The organism is Sphingobium sp. TomTYG75 (genome assembly GCF_054771635.1).
This window is the reverse complement of record NZ_BSRE01000002.1, coordinates 442,741-464,089: the sequence shown is the minus strand read 5'-3', so window position 1 is coordinate 464,089 and position 21,349 is coordinate 442,741. Positions and strand designations below refer to the sequence as shown.

Genomic DNA, 21,349 nt, shown 5'->3' with positions numbered 1-21,349 from the left:
CGCCACGCACAAAAAAGCAGGAGAAAGACAATGACCGACTTTCGTTCGCTGATTCCCTTTGGACGCACCGGGATGTTTCGCACCGGATTTGATCCGCTCGCCGATCTGCGCAAGGAAATGGATCGCCTGACCGATGACTTCGGCCGCGGCTGGATCACCAGCGATGCTGGCGACCGCAAGGGCTTTCTCCTGCCCAAGGTGGACGTTGCCGAGACGGACGGCGGACTTGAATTGACCGCCGAACTGCCTGGTTTTGACGAGAAGGATGTGTCCCTGGATGTTCATGACGGCATACTCACCATCAAGGCCGAGCATAAGGAAGATCGCGAAGAGAAGGACGAAAAGAAGCATTATCATCTGATCGAGCGCAGCCGGGGAAGCTTCTTGCGGCGGGTCGCCCTGCCCTTCGAAGCGGATGCCGACAAAGCCAGCGCGCATCTGGAAAAAGGGCTTCTAAAGGTCATCGTTCCGCGTCTCGCGACTGAGGCAAGCAAGCCACACCAGATCCCGATCGGATCGAAGTAGAACGCGACTGCTGAACCGATACGGGCACGCAATGATTTCAGCATGATGCTATAGAGGGGGCATGAAACGCATTGCGCTCTGGCTGTTGCCGCTGGCGCTGCTGGCGGCGGCGGCAGTTTATTGGCTGCTCGCCGGGCGAGCGCACGACGTCACTCTCATGCCCGTTCGTGTCGGCGATGCGGTCGAACTGGTCTATGCCACCGGCTTTGTCGAGGCGGAACATCCTGTCACCATATCCGCGCGCCTCACCGCCCCTGTCCGTCAGGTGCTGGTGGAGGAAGCGCAGCACGTGGGGCGCGGCCAGCCGCTCGTCCTGCTGGATGACGAGGAACAGCGCCATGCGGTACAACAGGCGACGGCGCAGCGCCGCGTTGCCTTGCAGGAGGAGCGGCGCACGCTCGCGCTGTTCGCCAAAGGATGGGTCACGCGGGCCGCCCGTGATTCCGCCGTTGCCGCAGCCGACAGTGCAAAGGCGGCGGAGGAAGGCGCGCGTGCCCGCCTCGATCAGATGGTGGTGCGGTCAGGCATCAACGGCATCGTCCTACGCCGCGATGTGGAACCGGGCGATCTCGCAACCCCCGGCCGCGCGCTCATGACGCTGGGCGATCCTGCCAGCGTCCGAATTACCACAACGGTCGATGAACGCGACGTGCCGAGGATTCGGGCGGGCCAGGCGGCGCTGATGTCCAGCGACGCCTGGCCCGGTCGGGTGCTGCATGGCCAGGTCCGCGAAGTGACGCCCGGCGGCGATCCTGAACAGCGCGCCTTCCGCGTTTATATCGTTACCGACCAGCGTCTGGCGCTGCCGCTCGGGCTGACGTTGGAAGTCAACATCGTCACCCGGCGCGCGGATCGCGCGCTGCTGGTGCCGACGAGCGCAATAGAGGACGGCAAGGTCTGGGTCATCCGCGACGGACGCGCTCATGCGCGAGCGGTGCGGACTGGCATCGCAGGGTCCGGCGATGTCCAGATCCTTTCAGGCCTATCGCAGGGCGAAATGATCGTGAGAGCGCCCGAAGGCAAACTCTCGGACAATATGCGGGTGCGGGTAACGCGATGAGCGGGCAGCTCCGGCTGTTGGCGAGCATCGCCGCCCGGCATCTGGTAGGTCGGCGCCGACAGACTTTGGTGGCTGTGAGCGGCGTTGCGGTAGGCGTTGGCTTCTTCCTGGCCGTCTCCGCGATGATGATCGGCAGCCAGAATGATTTCATCAAGACGCTGATCGACGCCGCGCCGCACATCATCATTTCCGACGAGCTGCGAAGCCCGCCGCCGCAACCGGGCGTCAGATTATATAAAGGTGCGGCGATAGACCTACGCCATTATAAGGTCCGCAACGAAGTGCGCGGGCTGAAAGGCTGGCCGGAGATACTGCGGGCCGTCAATGCGCTGCCCGGCGCGGTCGGCTCGCCCAGTCTGACGGGGGCGATCACCTTGCGCAGCGGCGGGCGCGAGGAGGCGTTGACGATCGTCGGCGTCGATCCGGCGGTCGAGGAGAAGGTCAGCGCCATCGAGGACAAACTGCGCACCGGACGCCTCCGCGATCTGGAAAGCACGCAAGGCGGCATCATCATCGGCGAGGAAATGGCGCGGCGGCTCGGCCTTGCCATGGGCGATGTTGTGGGTGCAACCTCGGCATCGGGCAACAATCGTTCGCTCCGCATCGTCGGCCTGTTCAAGCGCGGCCAGACACAGCTGTCCTCTTCGCTCGGCTATGTGCTTCTGCGCGAGGCGCAATCTCTGCTCGGCCGCCCCTTCATCATCAACCGCATCGGCGTGCATCTGGACGATCCCTATGGCGCGCAGCTCATCAGCCGACGCCTGGAAGAGCGCTTTGCCTACAAGGCCGAAAGCTGGGAGGAGCGATCCGCAGACTTTCTCTCGCTACTCGTGACCCGCAATGTCATCATGTACAGTGTCGTCTCGGCGATCCTGCTGGTCGCCAGCTTCGGCATCTACACCGTCGTGTCGAACAGTGTGTCGGACAAGAGACGCGACATTGCGATCATGCGCTCCATCGGCTTTTCCGAAGGCGACCTCCAACTGATTTTCGTGTTCGAAGGGTTGGCGCTGGCGCTGGTCGGAATCTTTGTCGGATGGCTGCTCGGATATGGATTGCTGGCGATACTGGGTTCCCTCCACTTTCCCATTGGCGGGGACAATGAACGTCTGCCGCTCGATCGATCGGCCCGGCAATATGTGATCGCCGCTGCGGCATCGCTGTTTTCGGGTGTGATCGCGGCCTGGCTTCCCGCGCGGAAAGCGGCACGGGTCGATCCCGTCGACATATTGCGGGGCGCGGTATGAGCGCGATCATGCAGGCGCAGGGCCTTTCCCGCGAACTGGCCGGAACACCCCCAGTAACGCTGGTTGCCGATGTTTCGCTGACGATTGATCCGGGCAGCTTCGTCGCCATCGTCGGGCCGTCGGGCTGTGGCAAATCCTCCCTCCTCTACCTACTGGGGCTGCTGGACCGCCCGACCGAAGGGTCCCTACTGTTTGAAGGGCGCGACATGAACGCGCTGGACGGCGACGAGCGCGCGCAGATCCGACTCACGCATTTCGGCTTCGTGTTCCAGTTTCACTTCCTGCTGCCCGAGTTCACCGCACTCGAAAATGTGATGCTACCGATGCGCAGACTGGGCCGACTGTCGCCAGCACAGGCGCGGGAGAAGGCGCAGAGCCTGATGGCCACCGTAGGCTTGGCCAAGAAGATGGACAAGACGCCCAACCGCCTGTCGGGCGGGGAAAGACAGCGCGTGGCGATCGCCCGAGCGATCGCGAACAATCCCGCGCTGGTGCTTTGTGACGAGCCCACCGGCAATCTCGACAGCCAGAACAGCGCCCACGTGGTCGAAATGTTTCGCGCACTCGCCCATGATCAGGGCCGCGCAGTTGTGTGCGTGACCCACGATCCCGACGTCGCTGCCGCAGCCGATGTGCAGATATCGATGCTGGACGGCCGTATCAGCGGAACCGACATTCGATCGCGATGAACGAGAACTCAAACCCTCAGTCCCGCTGAAATCGCTGATTTTGACGCACGTCAATTCGTCGCCGGGACTGAAGATTTAATGTCTTTGGAAAGGAGACATTAAATGGATCAGTTGTTTGGCCTTTACTTCCCGCATTTCGTCGCTGGCCTGATGATCGTGTTCATGCTCGTTCTGGGCGGCCTCAGCATCCAGGACGCCATTCGCGGCGACCGGAATTGAGCGAAGGCCAACCGCCCTTCCACGCCGTGGGCGGACGCGAAGGGGTCAGCAGGATCGTGGATCGATTCTATGACCTCATCGACTCCGTCCCCGCCTATCGCGACCTGCGGGCGATGCATGCCGATGACCTGACGCCTATGCGGCGGTCGTTGAGCGGGTTTCTGTGCGGCTGGCTGGGTGGCGACAGCGACTGGTTCGCGGCCAACCCCGGTAAGTGCATGATGACGCTGCACGCCCGCTTTCCCATCACCGATGCCGTTGCCGTTCAATGGACGTCGGCGATGCGGCAGGCGATGGAGGATTGCGACGTCGAAGAGCATCTGGCGGCGCGCATTGGCGGCGTCTTCGACGCTATGGCGTCGGCCATGGTTCGCGCCTGATTCTGACTGCCCCCGTGCATGTCGCCGGGGGCAGTTCTTGCGTCACCGGCTGGCATCCGAAACCGCAAGGATGTGGTCCGCACGGCCGGGGAAGATGTAATCGAACTCCAGAACCACGCCGCCGCCCAAAGGGCCATCGACGATCAGGTCTGTCTCGCAAAAGGCCTGCACGCCATTGCGCCCATAGGTGTAGCGCGTGACGCCTCTATAGACCGGTGATGCATCAAGCCGGGCGTCGATCTCCGCGTCGCCCGGCTGAGCGCGATTGACCAGAAACTTCAATCGCCCGGCAAAGCGCGCGTCATTGGCCTCCAGCGCCTGGAGCGCCAGATAGCGATCTTCCAGCTGCTCAAGCGATGCATGGAGGAACCCAACATGAAAATCATATTCGGGATCGGCTGCCTGTGCTGCCCGATAGGCTGAAACAGCGGGATGCTCGCTATCGGTGCCGAACCCCAGCGCTTCGCGCGCCGCGGTCAGCAGCGCCGCTGTCGCCGCCGGTAGCGGGCTGAGATAGACGATGTTGTCCCCACCGTTGGGGGCAAGGACATTGGTGGTGAAGCGATAGAATATGCCGCCTTGCGGCAGTTCCATTTGCTGGGTCTTCATGAGTCCGGCGGTTTCCAGCAGCAACGCAGCCGCCGGACCATCTTCGGGCCGGGGATAGTGCAGATTCACGTGGCTGATTGTCTGCGCCGCCTTTGCGCGCATGGTCGATTGGACGTTCATGCTGTTCCTCTCTGCCGCAGCCTCGAACACGCCCGGCCCCCAGATAGGAAGGCGAAGTCGCCTCACGCGCCTTGAGGCAGGTCAAATTTCAAATACGAGCGTAGAATTTTGCTCTATTTGTAACGAACATTGTCACTGAATTAGCGCATTAACCGCGAATAATCGGAGAGACACCGCTTCACGAAAACGAAAATTCCCGAAATTTGATGGTGATCAATTCCCTCCTGATCGTCCCGGTTCATCATGGCGCCACAACCGACTGGAGGACGACATGGAAGTCGCGGCTCTTGCCTACAGCATCATTACGTCCCGCGATCTTCAGCAATGGGTCCGCTTCGCCGAAGACGTCGCGGGATTTTCCGTCCATGCGCTTCCGGGCGGACTGGCGCTGCGTATTGACGAGCGCGCGGGTCGGCTGTTCATCATCGAAGGCGATCGCGACGGCTATTACGCCAGCGGCTGGGAAGTGCGCAACGAACAGCAATATGTCGCGGCCTTGGCGACCCTGGACGCACGCGGCGTCGCCTACACCCATTCGACGCAGACGGAACGCGCGCTGCGCCATGTGACCGACATGGTCTGGTTCCGCGATCCTTCGGGCAATCGCCACGAAATCAGCTATGGCTATGTCAGCAGCTTCGCGCCCTTCTGCTCCCCGCAAGGCGTTCGCTTCGTCACGGGCGACCTTGGCTATGGCCATGCGGTACTGCCCGCCCCCAACATCGTCGAGACGCGTCGCTTCCTGGCAGAGCTACTCGGCCTTGGCCTGTCCGATTTCATGGTGCACCGCCCCGCAGGAGACGGTGGCCCCGAGATGCGGATCGACTTCCTGCATTGCGCCAATGGCCGTCATCATAGTCTGGCCCTATTCGAAGGCGAGGTGCCATCGGGCTGCGTGCACCTGATGGTGGAAGTCGCGACGATCGACGAGGTCGGCCACGCCTATGATCGGATGCTGGCCGCCGGCGCGCGGCTGATGGCGACGCTGGGCCGGCACACCAACGATCACATGATCAGCTTCTATGTCGAAACGCCCGGCGGCTTCGCGCTGGAATATGGCTGCGGCGGGCGCGTCATGGACTGGGACCATCACACCGTTTTCGAAAGCACATCGGCCAGCCTGTGGGGCCATGATTTCAGTGTCGGCTTCGGCGCCGATGAACAGGCGAAACTGGCCGACGCGGCCTGATCAGAAGGAGAGGGAATATGACGCTTGCCAATGCGACCACCGCGCCCGCCATGGCCGATCTTGTTGATCGGGCTGCGGCGCTCGTGCCGGTCCTGCGCGAACGCGCCGACGCCTGCGAAGCGGGCAACAAGGTGCCGGACGAAACCATCCGCGATTTCCAGGATGCTGGCTTTTTCAAGATACTCCAGCCTCGCCGGTCCGGCGGATATGAGATGGACATCGAGACCTTTTACGCGGTGCAGATGAAGCTCGCCGAAGGCTGCATGTCCTCCGCCTGGGTGCTGGGCGTCGTCGCCGTGCATAACTGGCAGCTCGCCCTGTTCGACGCGCAGGCGCAGGAGGATGTGTGGGGCAAGGATAACAGCACGCTCATCTCCTCCTCCTACATGCCGCGCGCGCAGGTGACGCCGGTCGAGGGCGGATACCGCATCAGCGGGCGCTGGGGCTTTTCCAGCGGCGTCGATCATTGCGATTGGGCATTTCTGGGTGGCCTAGTCAACGATCCGGAGACGGGAGAGCCGGACTTCTGGACCTTCCTCGTCCCCCGCGGCGATTTCAAGGTGCTGCCGATCTGGGACACGATCGGGCTTGGCGGCACGGGCAGCCATGACGTGACCGTGGAGGACGCCTATGTCCCCGCCTACCGCACCCATCGGTCGAAGGATGGCTTTGCGTCCACAAACCCCGGCGCAAAGGTCAACCCCGGCCCGCTCTACAAGCTGCCGTTCGGGCAGGTCTTTGTCCGCGCCGTATCCTCCTCGTCCATCGGAGCGCTGCAAGGCGCGCTCGACTGCTTCATCGAGAAGGGCGCCAAGCGCAGGAGCGCCAATAGCGGGGCGAGCGCGTCGGCCGACCCCGATGTGCAGATGGTGATCGCGGAAACCCGCGTGGCGATCGACGAGATGAAGACCATCCTGTTCCGCAACTTCGAGCATCTGACCGAAAAGGCGCGCACAGGGGAGCAGGCGGACCTTGAAACCCGGCTACACTACCGTTTCCAGTCGGCGCAGATTTCCGGCCGCTGCTGCGCGCTGATCGCCCGTATCTTCGCAGCGAGCGGCGCGGAAGCCATCTATCGCGGCAATCCGATCGCTCGCGCCTTTTGCGACATTCATGCCGGACGGGCTCATGTGGCGAACAATCCGGGCGTGGTCGGCCGCAACTTCGGCGGCGTCATGCTGGGCGCACCGAACAGCGACAGCTTCATTTAAGAGGAAGGGCGCAGATCATGGCAAAGACAGCCGAATATGGCCTGGGCGAACTGACCTTCCCCCGTGGCTGGTTCATGGTCGCGATAGCCGACGAGGTGACGCAACAGCCGCAACCCGTTCGCTTCTTCGGGCAGGACATGGCTCTTTATCGCGGCAAGAGCGGGCGCGTGGTTCTGATGAACGCCTATTGCCCGCACATGCGCGTCAATATCGCGCGCAACAGCACATCCTATGTCGTGCGCGACGGCAATCAGGTGGAGGGCGATTCCATTCGCTGCCCCGCCCATGGCTGGCGCTTCACGCCGGAGGGCCAGTGCGACGATATTCCCTATTCGACGCACAAAATCCCCAAGGCCGCCTGCATCAAGTCGCACAAGGTCGTGGAAAAGGCAGGCTGCATCTGGATGTGGCACGATATGGAGGGCGGCGAACCCGACCATGACCTGCCCGACTTCGCCGAATGGGACCGCACCGGCGAAGGATGGGTCCGCTGGCAGGTGGACCCTCTCGGCACCTTGCCGATCCACCCGCAGGAAATCCTCGACAACATGACCGACTATGCGCATTTCGCGCCGGTCCATGGATCGTCGGGCAATGTGTTTTTCGAGAATGAATTTGAAGGGCACATCATGCGGCAGCGCTTTGCGTCGGGTCACCGTACACTGGTGGATGGCAGCGCAATGCTGGAAACCGACACCTGGTACACCGGCCCCGGCATCCTGCTGTCCCGCATGGAGGGCAAGCATCCCTCGCTCATGATGATCTGCAACACGCCGGTCGAGGATGGCGAGGTTCGCGTCTGGTTCGCGGTGATGGCGCAGACCGCTGCGAACGGCGAAGCGACGGCAGAGGAACGCGCCGTTGCCCGTGCCTATCATGAGGCAGGGCTCGCCGCTTTCTCACAGGATTTCGAACTGTGGAAATATAAGGAAGCGGCGATCAACATCCTTCAGGTGCCGGACGACGGGCCGTTTCACAAGGGACGGCTATGGTATCGCCAATTCTACAATCCGCGCGCCCGCGCGGCCGAGTTCCAGAAGAGGGTCAACGGCGTCCATACCACCGTGGACCTGCGCGGCAGCAAGGCTGCGGCCTGAAATCCCATAGCTGAGTGATCGTCGGCGGAGCTTCCCTTAGGGCCGCTCCGCCGCTGCCATATGCACTGCCCGATTTTGACGCACGTCAATTTGTTCACGCCAAGTAAGTATATACTCACATCTTGAGCGAACCGGCATTTCTGCCGCCGCGCACCAAGAGAGGAGCGAAGATGAACGCGCATAGCCAGCCACATCCGGCGACCACATGCCCCCTGCCCATCGCCGACCGCGATGGACTTCGCTGGGCGCTGCAGGACGCCAACCTGCCTAGCCTGCTGATGGTTTACACGACCTATGCGCAGGACCGCGAATATCTGGACAGTTTCGCGCCCTACCTGACCGGCATCTACACGGCAGAAGCGCCGTCGAACGTGCCGGACGAAATGGCGCAGGATCTGCGGGATCGCCTCTTCGCGCTGCTGACCAACCCGACGCCGCCGGTGGAACGCCCGATCGATCCTGAACTGCTGCGTCGGATGATGGGCGTCAGCGTCGGCGAAGATGTCGATCCCACGATCATGCCGGTGCTTTACGACCAGATGGGCTTTGAACGCCCGGTGCCGCGCAAGGACATGCCCGGCCGCATCCATCCGCCCGCCGGCTTCCGCGTGCTGGTGATCGGCGGCGGCATGACCGGCATCGCCGCGGGCATCAAGTTGGGCGAGGCGGGCTATGACTATACGATCATCGAGAAGAACCCTGACCTTGGCGGCACATGGCTGGAAAACCGCTATCCCGGCGTCGGCGTCGATACGCCCAGCCACTTCTACTCCTATTCCTTCGAACTGAACCCCGATTGGAGCAGCTACCATCCGAAGGGGCCGGAGATTCACAGCTATCTGACCGGCGTCGCTGACAAATATGGCATACGCGATCATGTCCAGTTCGGGACGAAGGTGCTCGCCGCCCGCTGGAGCGATGCGGACAGCAACTGGCACGTCACCTTGCAGGATGTGAAGACGGGCGCGGAACGGGTCGAAGTGGTGAATGCGGTGCTACTCGCCCATGGCGTGCTTAACCGCTGGTCCTTCCCCAATATCCCCGGCCTGGACAGCTTCAAGGGCACCAAGATGCACACCGCCGGATGGGACCCGGACATGGACCTTACCGGAAAGCGCGTGGCGGTGATCGGCACGGGCGCCAGCGCCGCCCAGCTCGCGCCCGCAATCGCTGACAAGGTCTCCAGCCTCGTCATCTTTCAGCGCTCCAAACATTGGGTGCTCAATAACCCGGAAATCACCGCACCGGTGAACGACAATATTCGCTTCGCGCTGCGCAACATTCCCCATTACAAGGAATGGTTCCGCTTTCGCGTTTACTGGTTCACCGGCGACGGCCTCTATGGCAATGTGAAGAGGGACCCGAACTGGCCCAACCAGGACGTCTCGATCTCTGCCCAGAATGACGGCGCGCGCAGCTATGCGCTGCAATATATCCATCGCAAGCTGGCGGGCCGTCCCGACCTCATTGAAAAGGTCGTTCCCGACTATCCGATCTTTGGCAAGCGCATCGTTCTGGACGCCGACGGCGGCTGGCTCGACACTTTGCTGAAGCCCAATGTCACGCTGGAAACCGACCCCATCGATCATGTCGAGGAAAATGCGATCGTCACCAAGAGCGGCCAGCGCTACGAAGTCGATGTGATTGCGCTCGCCACCGGCTTTGAACTGGCCCCCGCGCTCGGCCCGCTCAAGGTTTATGGCCGGGGCGGCTGCGATCTGGCGGCGGCATGGGGCAAGGACGAGGCGCGCGCCTATCTGGGCGTGATGGCTCCCGCCTATCCCAACTTCTTCATGACGCTTGGGCCGAACAGCGCGCCCAACCATGCGGCGGGCGTCAACATGGTTCTGGAAGCGCAGATCCACTATATCGTCGAAGCGCTCGACAGGATCGTGGCCGCTGGCGGCAAGGCGATCGAGCCGACGGAGCAGGCCTATCTCGACTGGAACGAGAAGGTCGATGAGCAAATGAAGCAGATGGTCTGGACCCACCCCAAGGCCAAAAGCTATTATCTGAACAGCAAGGGCCGCAACTATGTGTCCTGCCCGTTCAAACTCGCCGAGTACTGGAACTGGACACGCAATCCTGATCCGGAAGCGATGGTCATTTCCTGAGCTTCAACAGAAGGCAGCAAGAGGGGCCTGATCCATTCGGACCAGGTCCCTTTGTCGCACCCGCCATGTTCAGGGGTCGTCATCCCGGACTTGATCCGGGATCCCGCTCTCTTTGTGATATTTTCAAAAGTAGCGGGACCCCGGGTCAAGCCCGGGGTGACGGAACGCAGACTTTGAAGCTACGGTTTGGCCAAAGGTCGACAAGGCACCAAAGCACCCCGCGGTCAATCTTCGTCAATCAATATCCGCGCCGCTGCGCCTTCGCTGTCATCGAACTGCCCATTGCGCAGCGCCCAGAAAAAGGCGGCAAGGCCCAGCAGGCCGAGGAACAGGGCGATCGGGATCAACAATCCAAGGCCGGTCATTTCGCGGCTCCCTTCAGGCGGAGGGCGTTGGCGATCACAATCAGCGAAGATGTGGACATGGCGATCGCCGCGACAAGCGGCGTCACCTTGCCCGCAACGGCCAGGGGCACGGCCATCACATTATAGCCGATGGCCAGCGCAAAATTCTGCTTCACCACGGCGATCGTCCGGCGCGCCGCGCGAACCGTCACTGCCACGGGCGCCAGCCTGTCGCCCAGGAACACGGCGTCGGCCGTCAACTGGCTCGCGTCGCTGGCAGAGGCGGGGGCGATGCTGGCATGACCCGCCGCGAGCGCCGGGCCGTCATTCAGTCCGTCGCCCACCATCAACACCTTCTCGCCGCGCGCCTGTAACCGCCCGACCAGCGCCAGCTTATCCGCCGGGCGCAGATGGCCGATCGCCGTCGTGCCGGTCGCACGCGCGATCTCTTCCAGAGCTTCGGGACGATCCCCGCTGGCGATCAGCGTCTTGAGGTCCATCGAGCGCATCTCGCTCAGCGTTTCCGCCGCATCCGGGCGCAGGGCGTCGGAAAAATGCAGCAGCGCCGAACGCTCGCCGGACCGATATTCGCTCGCAAGGCCGAACAGGCTGACGACGCTGCGTGGCCGGGCCAGCGCCACCGCCACGCCAGCATGATCGGCGAAAATGCCCTCTCCCGGAACTTCGCGGATACGGTCGAGGGACGCCGGAGCGACTTGGCGGGCCTCCAGCGCCTGCCGCAGCGCGTCGCTCAACGGATGACGAGAGCCCCTTGCCAGCGCCAGCAGGATCGACTGATCCTCACACTCCAGCCGGTCGAGCGCCTGCGGCACCGGACGGCCCAGCGTCAGCGTGCCCGTCTTGTCGAACAGCGCCTCGCTCACTTCCGACAGCCGCTCCAGCGCCGACCCGTCCTTCACCAGCACGCCGCGCCGCATCAACGCGCCGCATGCAACGATCTGCGCCGCCGGGACCGCAAGGCCGAGCGCGCAGGGACAGGTGATCAGCAGCACCGCCACCGCGATCAACAGCGCTTGATGCGCGCCGGCACCCGCAATCATCCACCCTGCGAAAGACAGCGCGGCGAGCAGATGGACACAGGGCGCATAATAGCGCGCGGCACGGTCGGCGATCTGGACATAGCGGGACTTTCCCTGCCCCGCTTCCTCCATCAGCCGGGCGATGTCGGCGATGACCGTGTCGGCTCCGGCCGCCGTCACTTCGACGGTGATCGGCCCTTCGATATTCATCGCCCCGGCCTGGACGGCATCGCCAGCCCTCACACGTACCGGCGCGCTTTCGCCGGTCAGGAAAGCGAGGTCGATGCCGCTTTCTCCTTCAACGACCCGACCGTCGGCGGCCAGCCTTTCGCCCGCCGCGACGATCATGCGCATGCCGGGACGCAGCGCACTGGCCGCTGTCCACTGGCTGCGGCCGCCTTCGGCCAGCACCAGCGCGCCAGGCGCCGTCTGCTTCAGCAAAGCCGCCACGCCAGCCCGAGCCCGCCCCCGCATCATGCTGTCGAGGCAGCGCCCCGCGAGCAGGAAGAACAGCAGCATCACCGCGCCATCAAACCAGGCATGTTTGCCGCCACTGATGGTTTCGAAAAGGCTCATGGCGGTGGTCAGCAGCACGCCGATGCTGATCGGCACGTCCATGTTCGTGCGCCGTTGTCGCAACGCCGCCCAGGCGGAACGGAAGAAAGGCTGGCCGGCATAAGCGACGGTCGGCAAAGCGATCAGCGCCGATAGCCAGTGGAACATCGTCCGCGTGGCCCCTTCCGCGCCTGACCAGATCGACACCGACAGCAGCATGATGTTCATCGCCGCGAAGCCCGCCACGGCAAGCGCGCGCACCAGCGCCTTGCTCTCTGCCGCCGCGACATCCTGACCCGGATCAGCGAGCGGCTCCGCGTCGAACCCGAGCGCGACGATCGCCGCCTTCATTTCCGGCGGGGTCAGTGCAGGATCATGGCTGATCGCGACCCGCTTGGCGCTCATATTGACCCGCGCGGAGTGGATGCCGGGCGTCAGTGGCAGGCCATTCTCGATCTTCGAGATGCACCCCGCGCAATGAATGCCCGGCACCGCGAACAGGCTTTCCTTCGCTTCAGCCGAAGCTTCCTCGTTGAGAACAGGCTGGCTGGCCATCAGTCGATCTCCCGCAGCAAATGTTCTTCTCCGCCGCCATGGCGAATGTCGAAGCGCAGCTGCCACCGGCCACCGGGCAAGGCGCGATCGCTCACATAAAGTCCCGGCGCGGCCTCATGCAGGCGCAACATGATATCCGGCGCGCGCCCAAGCGGATGTTGCGCCACCGCGCTCATCTGCGCACCCCGCACGTTCAGCTCCATCCGCACATGGCGCGCGGGGTCCAGCGTCACCCGGTCGCGCCAGCCGAGCTTTTCCTGCGCCCGCGCCTGCGCCAGCCAGCCGTTGAACTTCTGGCTGGCGACATAGCTATTCTCCACCACCGTCCCGCCGAAGGATCGCACGGCGATCGTCGCCATCAGCATGTTCACGGCGATGACGACGGCAAAACCCGCGACGAGTATCGCGGTCATGTGCCAGCCGGTGAATGGACGGACATGTTTCATATTCAGGGCCTTTCGAAACGAGCGTCTTCGCTTTCGCCGCCGCCTTCGCGGTCCAGGGCGCGCACGGTGAAACGGAGATCCTGCCGCGCCGGACCTGCGGAGGGCATCGTCAGGAACAGGCGCAGCTTGGTCACGCTGTCAGCAGCGACCGTTGCGCGCACCGCATCACTCGCCTTTTCCCGCGATCCGGCGTCGGTCCAGATCTTTGCGCCGGGCAGACCCGTAACGCGCACCTCCACGTCGCGCGGGCGCGCCTCCATATTCCGCAGCTTCACCGTATAAGCGTTGCGGATCGCGCCGTCAGAGAGGCGCACGAAGATCGGATTGCGATCCTGCTGCGCACTGATGTCGAGCCGCGTCCGCGCACCCAGCGTGAACAGCATCGCCGCGCCAATGCTCGCCCACACGCCGAAATAGGCGATGGTCCGCGGGCGCAGCAATGTCTTCAGCACCGGTTTTGGCGCCGCACCCTTCTTCTCCGCTTCCGCATCGTCCTGCGTGCAATAATCGATCAGCCCGCGAGGCCGTCCGATCTGTTCCATCACCTTGTCGCAGGCGTCGATGCACAGCGCGCAGGTGATGCAGCCGATCTGCGGCCCTTCCCGAATATCGATGCCGGTGGGGCAGACCGCGACGCACTGGTTGCAATCGATGCAGTCGCCAAACTCTCCCGGATGCGCCTCCGCCTTTTTAAGGCTCCCACGCTTTTCGCCGCGCCAATCCTTATAGGTGACGACGAGCGACTTCTCGTCGAGCATCGCGGTCTGGATACGCGGCCAGGGGCACATATAGATGCATACCTGTTCGCGCATGAACCCGCCCAGGATGAAGGTCGTGGCGGTCAGCACCGCTACCGTTCCATAGGCGACCGGCGCTGCGGTGCCGCTCCAGAACTGCTGTTGAAGTGTGGGCGCGTCGGCGAAGTAGAAAATCCATGCGCCACCAGTTATGAAGGCGATCGCCAGCCACACAGCCCACTTCACCAGTCGGCGCCCCAGCTTGCCGACGCTCCAGGGAGCCTTGGCGAGCTTCAGCTGCGCATTGCGGTCGCCATCAATGAAGCGCTCGACATGCTGATAAAGGTCCGTCCACACCGTCTGCGGACAGGCATAGCCGCACCACGCTCGCCCCACGGCGGAGGTAACGAGGAACAGGCCAACTCCCGCCATGACGAGCAGCCCGGCGACATAGTAAAATTCGTGCGGCCAGATTTCGATTGAGAACATGTAGAAGCGACGATGCGCCAGATCGACGAGGACCGCCTGATCCGGCGCATAAGGCCCCCGGTCCCACCGCAGCCAGGGCGTCGCCCAATAAATGCCCAGCGTCACCGCCATAATCGCCCATTTCAGGCGGCGATAGAAGCCGTCCACCGCCTTGGGATAGACGCCCTTGCGCTTCTCGTAGAGCGAGGGGGAGTCCGACATCAGCATGCCCGCCTCCCCGGAACAACTACACTCCCCGTCATCCCGGACTTGACCCGGGATCCCGCTTCTTCCCCACGCCCGTTCCAAAGGGCAGCGGGACCCCGGATCAAGTCCGGGGTGACGAAGAAGGGGCGGTTGTTATTGCGCGGCATTGCCCGGCACCTTAGCCGCAAACTTCACCGGCACAGCCTCACCCCCGCCGAGACTGTGCACATAGGCGGCCAGCATGCGGATCGTCGCCTTGTCCAGCTTGTCGTCCCAGCGCGGCATCACGCCATGGCGGCTATTCCAGACAGTCTCATGGATAGTGTCCGCGTCGCCGCCATAAAGCCAGATCGCATCGGTCAGGTTCGGCGCACCGAGCTGCCGGTTCCCCTTCCCCGCCGGTCCGTGGCAGACAGCGCAATTGTCGGCAAAGACCCTGCCCCCCCGCTGCGACGCCGGGCTGGGGCGGTCTTGCCCGCTAATCACCCGCACATGCGCGACCACGTCATCGACCTGCGCAGCGGTGAGCAACTGATCCTTGCCGAAAGCGGGCATCAGCGACTGGCGGGTTGCTGCATGATCGGGATTGCGCACGCCATCGGTGAGGGTCTTTTCGATCGCAGGCAGATTTCCACCCCACAACCAGTCGTCGTCATTCAGGTTGGGATAGCCTTTTGACCCCGCCGCGCCCGATCCATGGCACTGCACGCAATGCACGCGAAACGCAGCGCGTCCACCCTCGACCGCCGCCTGCATCAGTTGCGGCCGCGTCGGCAGCACGTCGATGGAGGTGTCGGCGATCGCCTGCCGAACCGGCGCAATCTGCTGTTCGCGGACGGCCAGTTCCTTATCCAGCGCACCCCGGCTCGACCAGCCGAGCACGCCGCCTGTCGCCCGGTCGATCATCGGCAGGGCGGGATAGGCGATCACGTAACCGATCGCGAACAGGATGGTCGCGTAGAATGTCCACAGCCACCATCGCGGCAGCGGCGTATCCAGTTCCTGAATGCCGTCCCATTCATGATCCTTGACCTCGGTGCCAGTGGCGGCGTCGATGCGCTTTTCGTCAGCCATGATCGGCCTCCGCATGATCTGTCTCGAAAATGGCGAGCGCGGCCTCTGCACTGCGCTCGCGCCCCTTTGGCAGGAAATGCCAGCCGATCAGGACCGCGTAGGTTACCCCCATGAAGACCAGCCCCCAGCTGTCTGCGAAATGCCGCAACGCGTCGTAGCTCATCGTCCGACCTCCTGCGGCCTGGCGCTTTCCACATCGACCAGCGTGCCCAGCATCTGGAGATAGGCGACCAGCGCATCCATCTCCGTCACCTTGCCGGGATCGCCGTCAAAGTCCCGCGCCTGCGCCTTGGGATAGCGCTTGATAAGGTCCGTGGCGTCCGCATCCGGGTCGGCCTGCGCCTTCAGGTCGTCATTGGCCTTGGCGATGGCATCCTTGCTGTAAGGCACGCCGACATTGGACAGCGCCGTCAGGTCCTTGCCCATGTCGCCGGACTTCAACTCCCGCTCCGCCAGGAAGGCATAGCCCGGCATGATGGACTCCGGCACCACGGCGCGCGGGTCCTTCAGATGCTGGACATGCCATTCGTCCGAATATCTGCCGCCCACCCGCGCCAGGTCAGGGCCTGTGCGCTTCGATCCCCATTGGAACGGATGGTCATACATGCTCTCGGCCGCCAGGCTGTAATGGCCATATCGTTCCGTCTCGTCGCGGAACGGCCGGATCATCTGGCTGTGGCAATTGTAGCAGCCCTCGCGGATGTAAATGTTCCGCCCCGCCAGCTCCAGCGGCGTATAGGGACGCATGCCCTCCACCTTCTCGATCGTGTTGTCGATCCAGAAGAGCGGTGCGATCTCCACGATGCCGCCGATGGCAACTACGATCAGAGACGCGATGCCCAACAGGGAGACGTTCCGCTCCAGCTTGCCATGGTCCCAGAACTTGGCTTTGGTCTTGCTTGTCATGTCTTGGAGTCCCTTAAGCAGGCTGGGCGACAAGCGGCCGATCCGCCGCCGGATCATAGGCCGCATCACTCATCGACTTTTCCGCACGCAGCGGGCTTCCCGCGATGGTCTTGCCGATATTCCAGGCCATGATGATCGCCCCGGCGAGGTACATGAGGCCCCCGGCAGCCCGGATCACATACATGGGGAACATGGCGCTCACGACTTCGGAGAAGGCATAGACGAGGTAGCCGTCACTCCCATATTCGCGCCACATCAGCCCCTGCATGATGCCCGCCACCCACATCGACGCGGCGTAGAGAACGATACCCAGCGTCGCGAGCCAGAAGTGCCAGTTCACCAGCCGTAGCGAATAGAGCCGCTCGCGCTTCCACAGTCTTGGCGTCAGATAATAGAGGCAGGCGAAGGTGATGAGCCCGTTCCAACCCAACGCGCCGCTGTGCACATGGCCGATCGTCCAATCGGTATAGTGGGACAGGCTGTTGACCGCCTTTACCGACATCATCGGCCCTTCAAAGGTGCTCATGCCGTAAAAGGCCAGCGCCATCACCATCATGCGGATGATCGGATCGGTGCGGATGCGGTCCCATGCGCCATTCAGCGTCATCAGGCCGTTGATCATCCCGCCCCAGCTCGGCATCCACAGCATGACCGAAAACACCATGCCCAAAGTCTGCGCCCAATCGGGCAGCGCGGTATAGTGAAGATGGTGCGGACCCGCCCAAATATAGAGGAAGATCAGCGACCAGAAATGGATGATCGAAAGCCGATAGCTATAGACCGGCCGCTCCGCCTGCTTGGGCACGAAATAATACATCATGGCGAGGAAACCGGCGGTCAGGAAGAAGCCGACCGCATTATGCCCATACCACCATTGCGTCAGCGCATCCTGCACGCCTGCAAAAGCGCTGTAGCTCTTGGAGCCGAGCAGGCTTACCGGCACCGACAGGTTATTGACGATGTGCAGCATCGCGATTGTCAGGATGAAGCTCAGGTAAAACCAGTTCGCCACATAGATATGCGGCTCGCTGCGGCGCAGGATGGTGCCGCCAAAGACGACCAGATAGGCGACCCAGACGATGGTCAGCCAGATATCGACATACCATTCCGGCTCGGCATATTCGCGCGCCTCGGTAATGCCCATGACATAGCCGGTCGCGGCCAGCACGATGAACAGCTGATATCCCCAGAACACGAACCGTGCGAGCGAGGGAAAGGCGAGCCGCGCCCTGCAAGTCCGCTGCACGACATAAAAGCTCGTCGCGATCAGCGCATTGCCGCCGAATGCAAAGATCACCGCCGACGTGTGCAGCGGCCGCAAGCGCCCGAAGCTCGTATATTCAATGCCAAGGTTCAGCGCCGGAAAGGCGAGCTGCAAGGCGATGTAGAGCCCGGCCAGGAACCCGGCCAGTCCCCAGAAGACGGTCGCGATTACACCCCAGCGGATCGGGTCGTCATCATATTTCCCCTGATCAGCGGGCATCTTCAGCAGTCCGCGCGCGATTCCGGTATAATCTGCGCCACCAATCGTCACCACCACCATCAGCAGCGCCGCCGCACAGGCTATCGCCATATGGACAGCAAAGCCGCTGTCCACCGCCATCAGCGCCGCCAGCAAGGCGACCACCGCCAGCGCGAACCAGCCGCCCGATTTCAATAACAATCGATCCATCGGATTTCCCCGCGAAAGGTCTATTGCGACGCCCCTCGTCCGGTCGCCGCCCCTATGCCCTGACCTCTGGCAAAGGCGGCGCGGCGGGTATGTAGGGGAATGTCCTTAGACAGATTGTCGCTGATACTCCCCCTCCCGCAGGCGGGAGGGGGCTGGGGGGGTGGGCCAGCGCAACATCCATGCTGATTTTCAAAGGCCAGCCGAGAAGCTCGCTTCGCTCGCGCCCACCCCTAACCCCTCCCGTGGGAAGTGTCGGAACCGAAGACCCGCTATCACTCGCCCTCGGCCATGCTCTCCAGCCGGTCGACATCGGAAATCCGCACCCGGCGCCGCCCCGCCAGCGCGATCACGCCCAGCCGCTTCATGTCGCTGATCTGACGCGAGACGGTTTCTATGGTTAGCCCCAATATGTCCGCGATCTGCTGGCGCGACAGAGGTAGGTCAATCACGCCGCCGGGGTCCGCGCGCAGCCGCCTGCTCATGTCCAGAAGGAAGGACGCGACCTTCTCTCGCGCATTCTTTCGCCCCAGCAGGAGCATCCAGGCTCGCGTCCGATCAAGGTCGTCCAGCGTCCTTTGGAGCAGCCGATGCTCAAGCTCCGAATGCTGGCGCGCAAAGCCGTCAAAAGCGCCGCGTGGGTAGAGGCAAAGTCGCGCATCGGTCAGCGCCGTTACGCTATGCGGCGTGCGCGCGCCGAAGGGTCGGCCGATGAAATCGGATGCATAGACCACGCCGACAATCTGTTCGCGCCCGTCGCCCGTCGATGTGGCGAGCTTCAGCGTGCCTTCGATCACATTGGCAACGACCATGCTGTCATCGCCCTCCCACATCACCGTCTGCCCGGCCTGCAACGTCACCCGTCGCCCGATCCGGTTGAGCGCCGCGCGCTCCTGCGGGTCCAGATCGGCGCAGATCGCCTGATCGCGCACCTCGCACCGATCGCAATATCCTGCACCGCAGCCTCCGGCAGCCGGGGTCATCACCGCCGCCATTTCGGCACCGCCGGGCGCCTTTTGCGCCAGATCAAATTGCATATCCATGCCCGCTGCATGCCGCCATGCGGGTTTCAGACCTATCCGTAAATCTCCCTAGCGATCCCTGAACTTCGCTTCACTCCACCCCCGCATGGAACGCGATCCGCAGCGCTTCGGCCAGGCTCTTCACCTCCAGCTTTTGCATCAGGTTGGCGCGATGAATCTCCACCGTTCGCGGACTGATCCCCAGGTCGAAGGCAATCGTCTTGTTGGGCAGTCCTTCGACCAACCCGTCAAGCACATCGCGCTCCCGATCGGTCAGAACATTCAGCCGCGCCCTTGCATCCTCCGCCCGCGCTCCGGCCCCACGATCGGCCGCCGACAGCAGCCGCGCTGCCTCGACGCATCCCAGCAGCGCTGCCTTCTCGAACGGCTTTTCAATGAAGTCGCTCGCGCCCGCCTTCATCGCCGCGACGGCCATATCGATGTCGCCATGACCCGTCATGATCACCACCGGCAGCATGATGCCGCGCGCGCGCAATTCCCGCTGCACCTCCAGCCCGTCAATGTCGGGCATGCGCACGTCCAGCAGCACGCATCCCGGTTCCAGTCCCGCCGCTTCCTTCAGAAACGCCGTGCCGCCCTCGAACAGCCGCACCGCATAGCCGCTGGTCTTTAGCAGGAAGGACAGCGACCGGCGGATCGCCTCGTCATCATCGACGACATAGATGGGGAAAGGATCGCTCATGCTTTCAGTCCGCGCTGTCCAGGGTGAAGTGAAAGGCCGTGCCGCCCCATTGTGACGGCTGCGCCCAGATGCGCCCGCCCTGTCCTTCAACAATGGTCTGGCTGATCGACAGGCCAACGCCCATGCCGGACGGCTTGGTGGTGGTGAAAGGGTTGAAGAGCGTACGTGACATGTCGGGATCCAGGCCCATTCCGCTGTCCGCGACGATCACCTCCACCCGCCCATCCTCGGCCGGGACGGCGGACAGGCGCAGGATGCGTGCGGGGCTGCTCGCCATCGCCTCCACCGCATTCTTGATGAGGTTGATGATCACCTGCTGCAACTGCACGCGGTTGACGAGCACATTATTCACACGCCGATCGACGCTGATGTCCATGTCGATGCCCCGACTGTCCATGCCGATAAAAGCGAGCGCTGCCCCTTCGGCCAGCAATTCGCGCAGCGATTCAGGCTGGCGCATCGTTTCGCCGCGCTTGATGAACTCGCGCAGCGATCGAATGATCTCGCCCGCGCGCAACGCCTGCCGCGCGCTTTCGTCCATCGCCTCGCGCAGCATCTCACGATCCACCGGCCCATCGGCGTCCAGCAGGTCGCGCCCGGCCTCCAGATAGTTTGCTATCGCCGTCAACGGTTGGTTCAACTCATGCGCCAGCGCGGACGCCAGCGTCCCCATAGCCGTCACCCGGCTTGCATGCGACAGTTCCGCCTGAAGGTCGGCGACGCGCCGCTCGGCCTGCTGCCGTTCGGTAAGGTCGCGGATGAAGCCGGTGAACAGCCGCTGCCCCCGGTCATGCACCTCCCCCACCGACAATTCGATCGGAAAGGTCGATCCATCCCGCCGTCGCGCGCTGGTCAGGCGGCCGATGCCGATGATCCGTTTTTCGCCGGTACTGAGATAATGGTCGATATAGCCGTCATGCCGTTCCCGATCCGGCGACGGCATCAACATGGAGATATTTTCGCCTAGTACGTCCGTTTCGGCATATTGGAACATGCGCTGCGCCGCCGCGCTGAAGGACACGATGCGCCCAGCCATGTCGATGACGATCAGCGCGTCGGGCACCGTCGCGAGGATCGAACCCAGCAGCGCTTGTTCCAGGCTATGCTCGCGCTCGCTCAAGCCTTCCGTGTCATCGTCGTCCGCCACCGCCATCGGGTTACAA

Annotated in this window: 21 protein-coding genes; 9 read left to right on the top strand and 12 right to left on the bottom strand. The window is 63.1% G+C overall.

What is annotated here, in order from left to right; all coding sequences use genetic code 11:
• Positions 1-30: 30 nt before the first annotated feature.
• The 5 genes from ACYU81_RS15830 (at position 31) to ACYU81_RS15810 (ending at position 4,120) form a co-directional block, all read left to right on the top strand.
• The gene (locus ACYU81_RS15830) at positions 31-525 is read left to right on the top strand and encodes an Hsp20/alpha crystallin family protein (RefSeq protein ID WP_460988568.1); all 495 of its coding nucleotides are present in this window, start codon (positions 31-33) and stop codon (positions 523-525) included.
• 61 nt (positions 526-586) lie between these two features.
• Complete coding sequence (locus tag ACYU81_RS15825; protein ID WP_460988567.1) at positions 587-1,585, top strand: efflux RND transporter periplasmic adaptor subunit; 999 nt, start codon at positions 587-589, stop codon at positions 1,583-1,585.
• Positions 1,582-2,832: an ABC transporter permease gene (locus tag ACYU81_RS15820; RefSeq protein ID WP_460988566.1), complete on the top strand. Its 1,251-nt coding sequence runs from the start codon at positions 1,582-1,584 to the stop codon at positions 2,830-2,832. The genes ACYU81_RS15825 and ACYU81_RS15820 overlap by 4 nt, the downstream gene beginning before the upstream one ends.
• Positions 2,829-3,521: an ABC transporter ATP-binding protein gene (locus ACYU81_RS15815; protein WP_460988565.1), complete on the top strand. Its 693-nt coding sequence runs from the start codon at positions 2,829-2,831 to the stop codon at positions 3,519-3,521. Before ACYU81_RS15820 ends, ACYU81_RS15815 begins: the two co-directional genes overlap by 4 nt.
• 215 nt (positions 3,522-3,736) lie before the next feature.
• Positions 3,737-4,120 carry a group II truncated hemoglobin gene (locus tag ACYU81_RS15810; RefSeq protein ID WP_460988564.1) on the top strand — a complete coding sequence of 128 codons (384 nt, stop codon included), beginning with the start codon at positions 3,737-3,739 and terminating at the stop codon, positions 4,118-4,120.
• Between the two features lie 42 nt (positions 4,121-4,162).
• Here the strand turns inward: ACYU81_RS15810 and ACYU81_RS15805 are convergent, their stop codons facing one another.
• On the bottom strand, positions 4,163-4,915 hold the full coding sequence (locus tag ACYU81_RS15805) for a hypothetical protein (protein ID WP_460988563.1): 753 nt from the start codon (positions 4,913-4,915) through the stop codon (positions 4,163-4,165).
• A 205-nt stretch (positions 4,916-5,120) separates the two neighbouring features.
• On the opposite strand from ACYU81_RS15805, the gene ACYU81_RS15800 reads away from it, so the two are divergent.
• From ACYU81_RS15800 to ACYU81_RS15785, 4 genes are all read left to right on the top strand, one after another.
• Positions 5,121-6,038, top strand: coding sequence for a VOC family protein (locus ACYU81_RS15800; RefSeq protein ID WP_460988562.1), 918 nt, complete (start codon positions 5,121-5,123; stop codon positions 6,036-6,038).
• A 17-nt stretch (positions 6,039-6,055) separates the two neighbouring features.
• Entirely contained in the window at positions 6,056-7,249 is a 1,194-nt protein-coding gene (locus ACYU81_RS15795) for a flavin-dependent monooxygenase (protein WP_460988561.1), read from the top strand.
• Between the two features lie 17 nt (positions 7,250-7,266).
• On the top strand, positions 7,267-8,346 hold the full coding sequence (locus tag ACYU81_RS15790) for a Rieske 2Fe-2S domain-containing protein (protein WP_460988560.1): 1,080 nt from the start codon (positions 7,267-7,269) through the stop codon (positions 8,344-8,346).
• A 170-nt stretch (positions 8,347-8,516) separates the two neighbouring features.
• On the top strand, positions 8,517-10,460 hold the full coding sequence (locus tag ACYU81_RS15785) for a flavin-containing monooxygenase (RefSeq protein WP_460988558.1): 1,944 nt from the start codon (positions 8,517-8,519) through the stop codon (positions 10,458-10,460).
• Between the two features lie 224 nt (positions 10,461-10,684).
• Here the strand turns inward: ACYU81_RS15785 and ccoS are convergent, their stop codons facing one another.
• The 11 genes from ccoS to ACYU81_RS15730 form a co-directional block, all read right to left on the bottom strand.
• Positions 10,685-10,825, bottom strand: a complete 141-nt coding sequence (gene ccoS, locus ACYU81_RS15780; protein WP_196226890.1) for a cbb3-type cytochrome oxidase assembly protein CcoS — start codon at positions 10,823-10,825, stop codon at positions 10,685-10,687.
• Positions 10,822-12,954: a heavy metal translocating P-type ATPase gene (locus ACYU81_RS15775; protein WP_460988557.1), complete on the bottom strand. Its 2,133-nt coding sequence runs from the start codon at positions 12,952-12,954 to the stop codon at positions 10,822-10,824. The genes ccoS and ACYU81_RS15775 overlap by 4 nt, the downstream gene beginning before the upstream one ends.
• Complete coding sequence (locus tag ACYU81_RS15770; RefSeq protein ID WP_460988556.1) at positions 12,954-13,400, bottom strand: FixH family protein; 447 nt, start codon at positions 13,398-13,400, stop codon at positions 12,954-12,956. Before ACYU81_RS15770 ends, ACYU81_RS15775 begins: the two co-directional genes overlap by 1 nt.
• Positions 13,401-13,402: 2 nt before the next feature.
• Positions 13,403-14,833: a cytochrome c oxidase accessory protein CcoG gene (gene ccoG, locus ACYU81_RS15765; RefSeq protein ID WP_460988554.1), complete on the bottom strand. Its 1,431-nt coding sequence runs from the start codon at positions 14,831-14,833 to the stop codon at positions 13,403-13,405.
• Between the two features lie 132 nt (positions 14,834-14,965).
• Entirely contained in the window at positions 14,966-15,886 is a 921-nt protein-coding gene (ccoP, locus tag ACYU81_RS15760) for a cytochrome-c oxidase, cbb3-type subunit III (RefSeq protein WP_460988552.1), read from the bottom strand.
• Positions 15,879-16,049, bottom strand: a complete 171-nt coding sequence (locus ACYU81_RS15755) for a cbb3-type cytochrome c oxidase subunit 3 (RefSeq protein ID WP_460988550.1) — start codon at positions 16,047-16,049, stop codon at positions 15,879-15,881. Before ACYU81_RS15755 ends, ccoP begins: the two co-directional genes overlap by 8 nt.
• The gene (gene ccoO, locus ACYU81_RS15750) at positions 16,046-16,792 is read right to left on the bottom strand and encodes a cytochrome-c oxidase, cbb3-type subunit II (protein ID WP_460988549.1); all 747 of its coding nucleotides are present in this window, start codon (positions 16,790-16,792) and stop codon (positions 16,046-16,048) included. Before ccoO ends, ACYU81_RS15755 begins: the two co-directional genes overlap by 4 nt.
• A 13-nt stretch (positions 16,793-16,805) precedes the next feature.
• Positions 16,806-18,464, bottom strand: a complete 1,659-nt coding sequence (gene ccoN, locus ACYU81_RS15745) for a cytochrome-c oxidase, cbb3-type subunit I (RefSeq protein ID WP_460988548.1) — start codon at positions 18,462-18,464, stop codon at positions 16,806-16,808.
• 272 nt (positions 18,465-18,736) lie between these two features.
• Positions 18,737-19,504 (bottom strand): Crp/Fnr family transcriptional regulator, encoded by a 768-nt coding sequence (locus ACYU81_RS15740; RefSeq protein WP_460988547.1) that lies wholly within the window; start codon positions 19,502-19,504, stop codon positions 18,737-18,739.
• 70 nt (positions 19,505-19,574) lie between these two features.
• Complete coding sequence (fixJ, locus tag ACYU81_RS15735) at positions 19,575-20,186, bottom strand: response regulator FixJ (RefSeq protein WP_460988546.1); 612 nt, start codon at positions 20,184-20,186, stop codon at positions 19,575-19,577.
• 4 nt (positions 20,187-20,190) lie between these two features.
• Complete coding sequence (locus tag ACYU81_RS15730) at positions 20,191-21,339, bottom strand: sensor histidine kinase (protein WP_460988545.1); 1,149 nt, start codon at positions 21,337-21,339, stop codon at positions 20,191-20,193.
• Positions 21,340-21,349: the final 10 nt, after the last annotated feature.